The organism is Blautia aquisgranensis (genome assembly GCF_040096615.1).
GTDB lineage: Bacteria > Bacillota > Clostridia > Lachnospirales > Lachnospiraceae > Blautia_A > Blautia_A aquisgranensis.
The window spans coordinates 39,093-52,734 of the sequence record NZ_JBBMEJ010000020.1 but is presented as its reverse complement, the minus strand read 5'-3'; the positions used below and the strand labels follow the sequence as shown (position 1 = coordinate 52,734).

Annotated in this window: 10 protein-coding genes; 9 read left to right on the top strand and 1 reads right to left on the bottom strand. The window is 45.8% G+C overall.

The genetic code is table 11. The features are described from left to right. Nucleotides 1-355 precede the first annotated feature (355 nt). From pflB to WMO28_RS14230, 3 genes are all read left to right on the top strand, one after another. The gene (gene pflB / locus WMO28_RS14240) at nt 356-2,617 is read left to right on the top strand and encodes a formate C-acetyltransferase (RefSeq protein WP_243278921.1); all 2,262 of its coding nucleotides are present in this window, start codon (nt 356-358) and stop codon (nt 2,615-2,617) included. Nucleotides 2,618-2,626: 9 nt separating this feature from the next. Next, nucleotides 2,627-3,376: a pyruvate formate-lyase-activating protein gene (gene pflA / locus WMO28_RS14235; protein WP_178644745.1), complete on the top strand. Its 750-nt coding sequence runs from the start codon at nt 2,627-2,629 to the stop codon at nt 3,374-3,376. A 200-nt stretch (nt 3,377-3,576) separates the two neighbouring features. Further along, on the top strand, nt 3,577-5,673 hold the full coding sequence (locus WMO28_RS14230; RefSeq protein WP_349057420.1) for a diguanylate cyclase: 2,097 nt from the start codon (nt 3,577-3,579) through the stop codon (nt 5,671-5,673). 43 nt (nt 5,674-5,716) lie between these two features. On the opposite strand, the gene WMO28_RS14225 is transcribed toward WMO28_RS14230, so the two are convergent. Then, the gene (locus WMO28_RS14225; RefSeq protein ID WP_178644749.1) at nt 5,717-6,457 is read right to left on the bottom strand and encodes a lysophospholipid acyltransferase family protein; all 741 of its coding nucleotides are present in this window, start codon (nt 6,455-6,457) and stop codon (nt 5,717-5,719) included. Nucleotides 6,458-6,586: 129 nt separating this feature from the next. Here WMO28_RS14225 and WMO28_RS14220 point away from each other — a divergent pair, with 129 nt between their 5' ends. The 6 genes from WMO28_RS14220 (at nt 6,587) to WMO28_RS14195 (ending at nt 13,584) form a co-directional block, all read left to right on the top strand. Beyond that, nucleotides 6,587-7,030, top strand: a complete 444-nt coding sequence (locus tag WMO28_RS14220; RefSeq protein ID WP_178644751.1) for a protease complex subunit PrcB family protein — start codon at nt 6,587-6,589, stop codon at nt 7,028-7,030. 2 nt (nt 7,031-7,032) lie between these two features. Beyond that, nucleotides 7,033-8,601 (top strand): SPOCS domain-containing protein, encoded by a 1,569-nt coding sequence (locus WMO28_RS14215; RefSeq protein ID WP_178644753.1) that lies wholly within the window; start codon nt 7,033-7,035, stop codon nt 8,599-8,601. Between the two features lie 112 nt (nt 8,602-8,713). Continuing rightward, nucleotides 8,714-9,595: a 4-(cytidine 5'-diphospho)-2-C-methyl-D-erythritol kinase gene (gene ispE, locus WMO28_RS14210; RefSeq protein WP_178644755.1), complete on the top strand. Its 882-nt coding sequence runs from the start codon at nt 8,714-8,716 to the stop codon at nt 9,593-9,595. Beyond that, nucleotides 9,585-10,286, top strand: coding sequence for an FCD domain-containing protein (locus WMO28_RS14205; protein WP_178644757.1), 702 nt, complete (start codon nt 9,585-9,587; stop codon nt 10,284-10,286). Before ispE ends, WMO28_RS14205 begins: the two co-directional genes overlap by 11 nt. 107 nt (nt 10,287-10,393) lie before the next feature. Continuing rightward, nucleotides 10,394-11,899, top strand: a complete 1,506-nt coding sequence (locus WMO28_RS14200; RefSeq protein WP_178644759.1) for a spore germination protein — start codon at nt 10,394-10,396, stop codon at nt 11,897-11,899. After that, the gene (locus WMO28_RS14195; RefSeq protein WP_349057419.1) at nt 11,896-13,584 is read left to right on the top strand and encodes a GerAB/ArcD/ProY family transporter; all 1,689 of its coding nucleotides are present in this window, start codon (nt 11,896-11,898) and stop codon (nt 13,582-13,584) included. Before WMO28_RS14200 ends, WMO28_RS14195 begins: the two co-directional genes overlap by 4 nt. Nucleotides 13,585-13,642: the final 58 nt, after the last annotated feature.

Sequence of the window (13,642 nt, the reverse complement as noted above, 5' to 3'; positions counted from 1 at the left end):
AGCGGGCGTCGCAACGCCGAGCGCCTTTCCCCCTCGCAAACCTGCCCACGCCCAAGTGTCCCCCCTGAAAGGAAAAGAGCCTCACTGCCCAAGTGTCCCCCTGAAAGGAAAACGCCCTCCGCGCAGGAGCGTCCGTCAGACGCCCGACATTGTACAATATCTGGTACAATTTTCTCATTAATTTTATCAATAGTACATTCCCTTGTATATTATAAAGAACATACATCCAATCTGTTGACTTTGAAATCTGAATCTGTTATCTTATGGTCGTCATGAGAAATGTTATATATTACTAACTGCGCGGGCAGTGAACGAATAATCATTAAGACAGAACAGAGAAAGGATGTGTAACAAATTGGCAAAAGTTAATTTCGAGCAGTGGAACGGATTCAAAGGCGATCGTTGGAAAGAGAAGATCGACGTTCGTAACTTCATCAGCATGAACTATACACCATATGATGGAGATGCTTCCTTCCTGGAAGAGCCAACAGAGGCAACAGACAAACTCTGGGGCAAGCTTCAGGAACTTCAGAAAGAGGAGCGTGCAAAAGGCGGCGTTCTTGATATGGAGACAGAGGTAGTTACAGGTATCACAGCATATGGTCCTGGATACATCGATGAGGAACTGAAAGACCTGGAGCAGGTTGTAGGTCTTCAGACAGACAAACCTCTGAAACGTGCTTTCATGCCATACGGCGGAATTAAAATGGCAGAGCAGGCATGTGAGACTTACGGATACCATGTAAGCGACAAAATCAAAGATGTTTTCAACAACTATGAGTTCAAAACACACAACCAGGGCGTATTCGATATCTACACACCAGAGATGAAGAGAGCACGTCACAACAAGATCCTTACAGGACTTCCGGATACTTACGGACGTGGACGTATCGTAGGTGACTACAGACGAGTAGCTCTTTACGGAATTGATCATCTGATCGCAGGTAAAGAGAAAGACTTCGCAGCATGCGACCGTCAGGGTATGAGACGTTATGACTTCCAGCTTCGTGAGGAGATCGCAGATCAGATCCGCGCTCTGAAGAAGATGAAAGAAATGGCTCAGATCTATGGCTTTGATATTTCCCAGCCGGCTAAGAATGCAAAGGAAGCATTCCAGTGGCTGTACTTCGGATATCTTGCAGCAATCAAGACTCAGAACGGAGCTGCAATGAGTGTTGGACGTATCTCCACATTCCTTGATATCTATATTGAGAGAGATCTTGAGAACGGAACTCTTACAGAGAAAGAGGCACAGGAGCTTGTTGACCATATCGTAATGAAATTCCGTATGGTTAAATTCGCTCGTATCCCGTCTTACAACCAGCTCTTCTCCGGTGACCCGGTATGGGCAACTCTGGAAGTAGCAGGTATGGGACAGGACGGACGTTCCATGGTAACAAAGAACGACTATCGTTTCCTTCATACACTTGAGGATATGGGACCGGCTCCGGAGCCGAACCTTACAGTTCTCTACTCCTCAAGACTGCCTGAGAACTTCAAGAAATATGCAGCAGACATCTCTGTTACAACAAGTTCCATCCAGTATGAGAACGATGATGTTATGCGTCCGGTATGGGGCGATGACTACAGCATCTGCTGCTGTGTATCTGCTACAGAGACCGGTAAAGAGATGCAGTTCTTCGGTGCTCGTGCTAACCTTGCAAAATGCCTTCTTTACGCGATCAACGGTGGTGTTGATGAGAAGACAAAACAGCAGGTAGGACCGCAGTACCAGCCGATCACTTCCGAGTACCTTGACTATGATGAGGTAATCGCAAAATATGATCAGATGATGGACTGGCTTGCACATCTGTATGTTGGAACACTGAATATGATCCACTACATGCATGATAAATACTACTATGAGGCAGCTGAGATGGCACTTATCGATACAAAGGTTGACCGTTCCTTTGCAACAGGTATCGCCGGATTCTCACACGTAGTAGATTCCCTTTCCGCTATCAAATATGCAAAAGTAAAAGCGATCCGTGACGAGGACGGAATCACAACAGACTTCCAGGTTGAGGGTGACTTCCCACGTTATGGTAACGATGATGACAGAGCAGACGAGATCGCAACAACTCTGCTTTCCACATTCCTTGAGAAGCTGAAACACATCCATACCTATCGTGATTCCAAGCCAACCACATCCATCCTTACCATCACATCCAATGTTGTTTATGGTAAAGCTACAGGATCTCTTCCGGACGGAAGAAAAGCCGGCGAGCCTCTGGCACCGGGAGCAAACCCGTCTTATGGTGCAGAGCAGAACGGACTTCTTGCTTCCCTGAACTCTGTTGCAAAGCTTGATTATGAGGATGCACTTGACGGAATCTCCAATACTCAGACAATCAACCCGGATGCACTTGGCCATTCCGAGGAAGAGCGTACAGAGAACCTTGTAAACGTACTTGACGGATACTTTGACCGTGGTGCACATCACCTCAACGTAAACGTATTTGGTAAAGAGAAACTGATCGATGCTATGGAGCATCCGGAAAAAGAGGAGTATGCAAACTTTACAATCCGTGTTTCCGGATACGCTGTTAAGTTCATCGACCTTACAAGAGAGCAGCAGCTTGACGTTATCGCAAGAACCTGCCACGAGAGGATGTAATAAAAAAATATGGACGACCAGAAAAAAATCACTGGCTACGTCCACTCACTGGAGAGCTTCGGCTCTGTTGACGGACCAGGAGTCCGGTATGTGATCTTTTTGAGCGGCTGTGCCATGCGCTGTCAGTTCTGCCACAATCCGGACACCTGGAAAATGAAAACAGGAACGGAGTATACAGCAGATGAGCTGCTTGAAAAAGCATGTCGATACCGCTCTTACTGGGGAAGTAAGGGCGGTATTACTGTGAGTGGAGGCGAGCCACTGTTACAGATTGATTTCCTGCTTGAGCTTTTTAAGAAGGCGAAAAAGCTGGGAATCCACACAACTCTTGATACCAGCGGCAATCCTTACACAGAAGAGGGAGAGTGGTATGATAAATGGGAAGAGCTGATGAAATATACAGATCTTGTCATGCTGGATATCAAGCATATTGATGAGGAACAGCATAAGATCCTTACAGGACAATCCAACAAGAACATTCTGGCAATGGCGCAGAAGCTTTCTGATATGGGTGTAGCTATGTGGATTCGTCATGTGCTGGTTCCTGAGCGTAATGACAGGGACGATTATCTTCACCGTCTGGCTGATTTTATCGGCACATTGAAGACCGTGGAGAGAGTGGAAGTTCTTCCGTATCATACACTGGGAATCTTCAAATGGGAAAACCTTCATATAGACTATCCGCTGAAGGGGATCAACCCGCCAACAAAAGAGCGGATCGAAAATGCGGAGAAAATCCTGGGTGCAGGTACCCACTGATCATAGAAAATATTCGGGCGGATATTTATGAGCCGCAGAAACCTATCAGATTTTGATAAAACCATATTTCATGTCGTAAAATGGACATGAGATATGGTTTTTTTATATTTCTTACTATACTTTGAAAAAAAATAATGATATCATAGATGTGTTGAAAAACATGATGGAATACTATGTGTAAACAAGGCAAAGGAAGAATAATGGGGATAAAAGAAACAATGACAATGCAGGAAGCATTGGCAATGAAGCAGCATCTGGAGCAGGTTTTTTCTATTGTGCGCCTTTTGGACAGAGAAACACTGGAAACAGGCCGGGGTGTGGAAGAACCATGTCAGTGTTATTCGAAATGGGGTAAAACTAATCAATGCTACAATTGCATTTCCAGGAAGGCATTTGAGCAGAAATGTCAGAAAACAAAAATAGAGATCGTAGATTCAAAAGTTTATCAGGTTATTGCCAGATACCTGGAGATCGATGAAGAACCATATGTTATGGAAATGATCAACAGCCTGGAAAACGATGATATCATTGATGCTGAGGATAAGGAGAATCTTCTGGCTGAACTCAGCGGATATGCAGATGCACTGTACAAAGATGTTCTGACAGGAGTTTTTAACAGAAGATACTATGAGGAAAAGGTGAAAAATCTGGAGAGTTCTGCCGGAGTAGCCATGGTGGATCTGGATGATTTTAAACTTTATAATGATACATATGGTCATGATGCAGGAGATAAAGCACTGAAAACAGTAGTAGATGTCATTCGCCGCCATGTTCGTAAGAATGATAAGGTTATCCGTTTTGGCGGAGATGAGTTCCTGCTTCTGATCCCGGATATTAATATCGATAATTTCACCAAGAAACTGAGAGAGATTCAGGAGGAAGTTCATGCAGCCAGAGTTCCAGGGTATTCCCAGCTGAAACTTTCCGTAAGTATTGGTGGCGTGCTGTCATTCAATGAGAAACTTGGAGAAGCGGTTTTAAAAGCGGATAAATTTATGTATCAGGCCAAGACACGTAAGAATATGGTAGTTATCAGTGATAATGAGATTAAGGGAGGAGGGAATTCTGAGGAATTCCTTATGCGGGATAAGACCAGACTGACCATTCTTATTGTAGATGATTCTGAAATGAACCGCTGTATCCTTTCGGAGATGCTTGGCGAAGATTATGATATTCTGGAAGCTACCAATGGAGAAGAAGCGATCAGTCTTCTGAGACAGTACGAGACGGAAATTTCCCTTGTGCTTCTTGATCTTGTCATGCCTGTAATGGACGGATTCGGTGTGCTGAGTTATATGAATGAGCGTAACTGGATCGAAGATATCCCGGTAATTATGATCTCAGGAGAGGATTCCGTATCCTATGTGAGGCGTGCGTTTGACCTGGGAGTTGCAGACTATATCAAGAAACCGTTTGATGCACAGATCGTATACAGACGTGTATACAATACCATCACACTTTACGCGAAACAGCGAAGACTTCTTCTTCTTGTAGCAGATCAGATTTACGAGAAAGAGAAGAACAACCGAATGATGATCAGTATTTTAAGCCAGATTGTAGAGTTCCGTAATGGAGAGAGCGGCGCGCATGTACTGCATATTAACATTATTACAGAACTGATTCTTGAGAGACTGATCCAGAAGACGGATAAATATGATCTTTCCGGAGCTGTGCGCGGGATGATCGTTACAGCATCTGCACTTCACGATATTGGAAAGATCGGTATTGATGACAAGATCCTCAATAAACCCGGAAGACTGACAAATGAAGAATTCGAGGTCATCAAGACCCATAGCGTCATTGGAGCCTCCATGCTTGAGAGTCTGGAATATTATAAAGATGAGCCACTGGTACGGATTGCCCATGATATCTGCAGATGGCATCATGAGCGTTATGATGGAAAAGGTTATCCAGACGGCCTGAAAGGTGAGGAGATCCCGATTTCCGCACAGGTAGTTGCCCTGGCTGACGTATATGATGCACTGATCAGCGATCGTGTATACAAAAAAGCCTATACCCATGAGAAAGCTGTTGAGATGATTTTGAACGGAGAATGTGGTACTTTTAATCCGCTGCTTCTGGAGTGCCTGACAGACATCCAGAACCGCCTGAAAGAAGAGATGGTCAAGATGGCAGAGGAATGTACGGAAACCTCAGATAATGGAACTGCCTCTGCAGAATTTGAAGGTTACGAAAAAACAAAAGAGCAGCTTTTCAAATCCATGTCCGAAGACATCAAAAAAGAATACATAAATAGTGTCCCGTCAATTGGGGGGGGGAAAACAGACGTTTCCTAAACGATAAATAAAAAATACCATAAAAAGCAAAGAACTGGTGTGATCACACCAGTTCTTTATTTTTTATAAGCATTTCTTTGATGATGTTCTGTGTGTAGGCTCCCAGGTGACGTTGTGTATCCCGGTCAAGTTCAGACGGAATGATCGGTTTACCGTATTCAATGACAACATGTGTAGGAGTCATTTTTGGAAAATTGGCTTCCCATATATTGGCGGAGTTACTGATCGCAATAGGAATAATCGGGCTCTTGGCCTTGGTTGCGATCTTGAAGCTTCCGTCATGGAAAGGAAGCATCTCGGTCTCATCAGCATTTTGATTTCGGGTGCCCTCAGGGAAGATACAGACGGAAATGCCGGATTTTACATAATCTGCAGCCTGGAGAATGGTTTTCAGACCCTGTCGGGTATCCTCTCTGTCAAGGAAAAGGCAGTAGAGATTACGCATCCAGTTGGAGAGAAGCGGGTAACGTTCCATTTCTTTTTTTGCTACATAGCCGGTACGTCTCGGGCAGCGGCTGTAAGTAAGCAGAATATCAAAATAGCTTCTGTGATTACCGACATAGAGAACAGCCTGATCCTTTGGGACATTCTCTTCACCGATGACAGTGACCTTGGCACCTGTAAGCCACAGGATGAATTTGAAGATGGCCTGTACCATACGTAAGGAACTGATATCTTTCGCCATAGGGGCGAATTTTCCGATGACCCATTCAATGAGAAGAACCGGAATCGTCAGCACCAGATAGAGGATCACTGCGATACAGACAAGTATAAATCGAATCATATCTTTTGTCCTTTCTGTTATAAATAATCCATAGAATCATTATACGAAGATTTTGAGATAGTTGCAATAAATCTTTACCGGATCACATAGAATAAATATTGAGTAATAAAGAAAAACAGAGAGCATATCATGAAAAGAGCAGTTTTTCTGCTGGCAGCTTTTTTACTGGCAACTGTGCTTTCGGGGTGTCGTTTTGTGCGGATCGAGGAAGAGGAACGAAAGCCTGTTTCCTATACTGTGGTGGAACGACAGGATATTCCGACGCAGCTGGATGAGATTATGAATGAAAAGAAGGAAAAAGAATTTCAGCTAAGTTATGAAACGGGAGATGCCCTGTATCTGGTAAAAGGCTACGGACGACAGATGAGCGGGGGATACAGTATTCAGGTGGAAGAACTGGGAGCCTCTTCGAACGGGCTTTTTTTTGTCACAAGACTGATCGGTCCGGAGAATCTTGATGAGGCTGGCATTCCGTCATATCCGTGTATTGTGATAAAAACAGAGATTCAGAACAAACCGGTAACATTCCGTGAGGGAAAGAAGGCAGATCATAAGGCTGGGAAAGGGGAATAGAAGTGGAATTAAAAAAAGAAAGCATACAGGTACAGAAGGAAAAAAGCAGGGCGAAAAGTCAGATCACATTTGATGAAGATTTCAATGTACCAGACGCGAAACCGGATGTAGGAAGGCTGATCCAGCATAAGGGACGTATTATTATGGATGATGTCCGGCTGGCCGATGAAAAAGGAATTCTGAAAGGAAATCTGGAGGTTGATATACTCTATGTGGGGGAAGAAAGTGGAATTGTAAGCAGTATGACAGCGAAAATTCCATTTGAGGAGACTTTAAATCTGAAAGATATTGTCAATGGTGACAAAATGTGCTTAAAGTGGGAAATTGAGGATCTTACGATCCGTCTGATCCATTCCAGAAAGCTGAATATCAAAGCACTGGTAACTTTTTTTGCAACGGTAGATGAGATCTGCCAGATAAAAATTCCGGTGGATCTGAATGAGTCCGATATATCGGTCAGAAAAAAGAAAGTCCGCTTTATGGGACTTAGCGTACATAAAAAAGATACTTTGCGTATCAAGGATGAATATACCATTGCTTCCAATCGACCGGATATTTCCGGACTTATCTGGTACACCATGGATATACGGGGGCTGGATCTGAAACCGGAGGAAAATACGGTAAAGGCCAGAGGAGAACTTTCGGTTTTTGTGCTGTATGAAGCCGAAGATACGGAAGCGCCGGTACAATGGCTGGAGTATGCGCTGCCTTTTTCCGGAGAAGTGGAATGTGAGGGCTGTGCAGAAGAGCTGATTCCTGATATTGAGGTTTCGGTGATGCATCAGAGTCTTGAGGTGAAGCCAGATGCAGATGGCGAGCAGAGGATTTTTGTATCAGATGTGGTTCTGGAGCTGGATATGAAGTTTTTCCAGGAGGAAGAAAAGGATCTGGTGACGGATGTCTATACTCCTGTCCGCGAGTGCATCCCGGAAGGCCGGACAGAAGTGCTGGAAAGGCTTCTTGTGAGAAATTTTTCCAGGTGCAGGCTCAGTGATCGGATCCAGGTAAAAGAGACTCAGGGGAAAATCCTTCAGCTCTGTCACAGCCAGGGAAAAGTGAAACTGGATAAGACCAGGATCGTGGAAAACGGGGTGGAGGCGCAGGGAGTGGTCATGCTGAAGATCTTATACATCATCGGAAATGACAGCATGCCCTTTTATTCCATGGAAGCGATGCTGCCGTTTATCTATGTGGTGGAAGCCAGAGGAATCCGGGAGGACAGCACATACAGTCTGAAAGCAGAGCTGGAGCAGCTTTCCGCAGCTATGGCAGACGGAAATGAGATTGAGATCCGGGCATCGGTAGGACTGAAGCTTCTGTCTGTCACCCGGGAGGAGATTTTTGTCATAGATAAGGTGGAAGAAAAACCTCTCGATATGAAAAAGCTTCAGGCTATGCCGGGAATCCTGGTCTATATGGTAAAACCCGGCGATGAGCTATGGGATATCGCAAGAAAGTATCATACATCAATAGAAGAACTTCGTGTGCTCAACGGATTGAAGGAAACACAGGAGCCGGAACCGGGAACGCCGATCCTTGTAGTGAAAAAAGTAGAAGGCCAGATTAAATGATAAAAAACAGCAGAAACTGAAAAGGATGGAATATTTTGCTGTTGAAAAGAATGTTAAAATCATATAAAATATGCGTATAAATACTGTATACAAAGTACAAATGGAGGAGCTTATGCGGTTAAAGGCAATGGCAAAGATCAATCTCGGGCTTGATGTTCTGAGAAAGAGAGAGGATGGATATCATGAGGTTCGTATGATCATGCAGACGATCCGTATGTATGACATCCTGGATATCAGAAAGACGAAAAAGCCGGGGATCGTACTGACAACGAATCTTCCGTTTATTCCCACAGACAGAAGAAATCTTGTATATAAAGCAGCAGAGATGCTGATGGATGAGTTCGGAGTTGAAGAGGGACTTTCTATCAAGCTTCGTAAATTTATTCCGGTGGCAGCCGGCATGGCAGGAGGAAGCTCTGACGCGGCAGCGGCTTTTGTGGGAGTGAACCGGCTGTTTCACCTGGGGCTTACCGAGGAGCAGCTGATGGAGCGAGCCGTGAAAGTGGGAGCAGATGTTCCGTACTGCATCATGCGTGGAACGGCTCTTGCAGAAGGAATCGGTGAGAAGCTTACACGGCTTCCGAAGGTTCCGAAATGTTATGTTCTTGTGGGAAAACCGGGAATCAATGTTTCCACAAAAACAGCTTATGAGAATCTGAATCTTGCAGGGATCGAGAGACATCCGGATATTGACGGAATGATCGGAGATATTAAGAATGGCGATCTTTATGCAATGGCATCAAAGATGGAGAATGTTTTTGAACCGGGGATCGTAGGGCAGTATCCGGTGATCGGACAGATCCGTGATCTGATGGAAGAAAAAGGAGCGCTTCGTGCGGTGATGAGCGGAAGTGGCCCGACTGTGTTTGGAATTTTTGACGACAGGGATAAGATGGCAGCTGCGGCAAGAAGCCTTCGTAAGAGTGGACTTGCAAAAACCGTATTTGCCACGGATATTTACAACAGAGATGGAGGAGTTACCGATGACAAGTGATTTTTCTGTGGATATGAATGAATATCTGCCGCTTCGGGACGTTGTTTTTAACACGCTGCGACAGGCAATCCTGAAGGGCGAGCTCAAGCCGGGAGAAAGACTTCTTGAGATCGCGCTTGCGGAGCGTCTTGGAGTGAGCAGAACTCCGGTGCGTGAGGCTATGCGTAAGCTGGAACAGGAAGGTCTTGTAGTGATGATCCCGCGCAGAGGTGCTCAGGTGGCAAGCATCACGGAGAAGGATCTGAATGATGTTCTGGAGGTGCGTATCGCTCTTGAGAACAAGGCAATAGAGAAGGCCTGCAAGCTGATCACGGAGGAAGAGCTTGGAAGACTCTGGATAGCAGCCAGGGAATTTGAAAAAACAAAGGCAGAGGGAAATCTGGTGCGTCTTGCAGAGGCAGATGTTGCATTCCATGAGATTATTTACCAGGCATCCGATAACAAACGTCTGAATCAGGTACTGAATAATTTAAGAGAGCAGATGTATCGCTACCGTGTGGAATATCTGAAGGAGGAGCAGACCAGAAATCTTCTTGTCAATGAGCATGAAGAACTTGTAAAGGCTATCCGCGACGGAGATGTGGAGAAAGCACAGGCGATTTCCTTTAATCATCTGGAGAATCAGCGAAAAGCGATCATTCGTACAATCCGTGCAGAGAATGCGGACAAAGAATCCGAAAAAAAAGAATAAGAACCCGATATATGGGGATATTAAGAGAGATGTCAGTGCGGCACCTCTCTTTTTTTCTGCAAAAAATGCCACAGCTGACAATACTGTGAAAAAAGGAAGGTGAGCCTGTGGAAGAACAGAAGGTTTCGGCGTTGCTCCGTGAAAATGAAGCCTGTATCCGGAAACGATGTGAAAACTGTGATGATATCCTGATCCGTCCCATGCGTCTTGGGGAAGGGCATAAGGTAAACTGTCTGATGGTCTATATTGAGGTTGCAGTTTCCAATATGATGCTGGATGATTCCGCAATTGGAAAGATGGTCAATCATTTCTGGGAGATACCGGCAGAAAAGATTCAGGAATTCATAAAAAGAAACAGTCTTGGCATTGCAGATGTGGAAGAACTTACTACAATGGAAGAGGTATTTTCGGCAGTGCTCGCCGGAAATGCAGTTTTCTTTATGGATGGCTATGACCGGGCGATGAAAATCTCCAGCAAGGGATATCCCGGACTGGATGTATCCCAGACAGAGACTGAAAAAGTCCTCAGAGGATCCAAAGAGGGATTTTGCGACAGCGTAAAAACCAATGCAGCGCTTGTGCGAAAACGGTTACGGGATACCAGACTGAAAGTGGAGCAACAGAACATAGGCGTGCGTTCTCACACAGTTGTCCAGCTTCTGTATGTGGAGGATCTTGTACATGAGGAGCTTCTGGAATCTATAAAGGAACGGCTGGAGACCTTTACGGTGGACGGGATCCTGGACAGCGGAATGCTGGAGCAGCTTACGGAGGAAGCATGGTATTCACCTTTTCCTCAGTTTCAGACAACGGAACGGCCGGACCGCGCGACCCAGGAACTTCTGAATGGAAAAGCGGTGCTTTTGTGTGATAACTCACCGGTGGCGCTGATTCTGCCAGGGGCTTTTAACAGCTTTATGGAAAGCAGCGAGGACTGGTACAACCGTTTTGAGATGGTTTCGTTTCTGCGGGTGCTGCGGTATCTGGCCCTGGCTGTGGCAACTCTTCTGCCGGGACTTTACCTGGCGGTGATCCGGTTTCATACCCAGGTGCTTCCTGCCAATCTGATCCTTTCTTTTGCACAGGCAAGGGAAGGTGTGCCTTTTTCCAGTGTAGTGGAGCTGGTGTTTCTGGAACTGTCCTTTGAGCTGATCCGGGAGGCTGGAGTGCGGATTCCGGGAGCCCTCGGAAATGCCATTGGTATTGTAGGCGGACTGATCATCGGACAGGCTGCGGTGGAAGCGAATCTGGTAAGCCCGGTGGTGGTCATTATCGTGGCACTGACTGCGCTTGGCTCGCTGGCGATTCCCAATGAAGAGTTTGCTTCTGCATTTCGGATGCTGAAATATGTGTTTCTGTTTCTTGGAGGATATCTGGGGATTTTTGGAATCGTTCTTGGATTGTATCTTACGGTAGCACACCTGGCAGGACTTTTAAGTTTTGGTGTTCCATATCTGGTACCCTTCGTGGAAAAAAACGGGGAGGCAGAGACTGGCGGAAGGATTATCAGGTTTCCTTTCCGGAAGCGGAAATTCCGTCCGCTTTACGCATGCAGTGATCAGAAAAGAAGACTTCGGACAAAGCCCTGGGAGCAGAAAGGAAAAGATTTATGAGATTTGCGGAAAACAACAGGATCTCGCACAGGCAGCTTTTCAGGCAGATCATACTGGTTTTTCCTGCACCGTTTCTTCTGTGCCTGTTCAAAAATGGTGCCATGCTTGGAAAAAGCTCTGTGGCCGGAACGGTGACAGCTGCCATAATATTACTGTTTTATGTGATCTGGCTTATAAGGCTTGAACCTGCATATGGCGAGCTTGAAAAAAATACCGGAAAAATTACTGTACGATTTATTGGACTGTTTTTTCTGGCTTATGTGATCCTCAGTGTGGCCTTTCTTGCAAAGCTTCTGGGGGAGGTTGTGCCGTCAACACTGATCACGGGAATTCCGGGAAAATGGCTTTCGTTTCTGGCTGTGGCGGCATGCAGCCTGGGTACCCACCGGGGGATGCAGAGAAGAGGAAGGATCGCCGAGGTGTCAGGAGGGATTTTTCTTGGAGGGCTTCTTGTGCTGATGATTCTCCTGGCCGGGCAGGGAAAGGGAGAATATTTTCTGGAAGTGTGGAACGGGGAAACAGGATTTTTTTCCGGGCGAGGATGGATACAGAGCACATGGGGACTCTTGTGTGCTTTTTCCGGTGTGGGACTTTTGCCATTTGCGCTGGAGAAAGTGGAAAAGCCTGGAAGCGCCAGGAAGCCATTGATACTTGCGTTTCTTACGGTATGTGGGATAGTACTTGGAATGCAGCTGCTTCTTCCCGCAGTATTTGGCAGGGAACGTCTTTTAACAGAAAAATACCCGGTTCTGCCGCTTCTTGACGGAGCAGACCTTCCGGGAAATGTACTGGCAAGATTTGATGTGATCTGGATGGGATTTCTGGTATTCGGACTGCTTTTTTCCATAGGAAGTCTTTTTCATTATGGAAATCAGATTGCACAAAAGACCAGGCTTGGAACGGGAAGATACTGGATTCCCGCGGCCGGATGGCTGCTTTCTCTGTATGCGTGGAATGGTTATGGAATTGAGGCGTATTATGGCAGTTATCTGGGATATATTTTTGTGCCGGGGCTTCTTGTGATACAGCTTTTTCTTGGCATGAAGAATCACAGCCACCGAAAGAAAAAAGCAGCAGTTGCGGCAGTGTTGTTTCTGGCGGTAAGTCTGATGGGAACAGGATGTGCTGCCGTGGAACCGGAAAAACGGATCTATCCGCTGGCTTTAGGAGCAGGTGCAGTGGAGAACGGTTTTGTGCTTAAATATGCAATGCCGGACATGAACGTAACCACAGGGCAGGAAAAGCCGGATGAGGATCCGGTTTCTGTGCTGACACTTGCAGGAACGGATTTTGATGCGATCGAAAAGCTCTATAACCGTTCTCAGGAAAAATATCCGGATATGGGTCATCTCCAGGTTGTGATCCTGGATGAAAGTATGCTGGCAGAGAATAACAGAGAAGCGTTTATCCGTTATCTGAAACAGGAAGAGCATGTGGGCGAGGATGTGTATGTATTCCGGACTTCCATGCTTTCTGATGTGTTTCGCTGGAAAGGAGCGCAGGAGAGCTCTGTGGGAGAATATCTGCAGGGAATCCAGGAAAACAGAACCTCCGGGCAGCAGAAGAAAGGCGTCACGCTCCGGGAGGTATATCATCAGTTTTATAAGGACGGAACACTTCCCTGGCTTCCGTCTGTGTGGATAGATGGGGAGCTTCTGGAGGTAGATTACGGAAACCGTGAATAAAGAGAAGAAATCCTGACCATAATGGAGATATATCACAGAAAAAACGGAAACAGGAGGT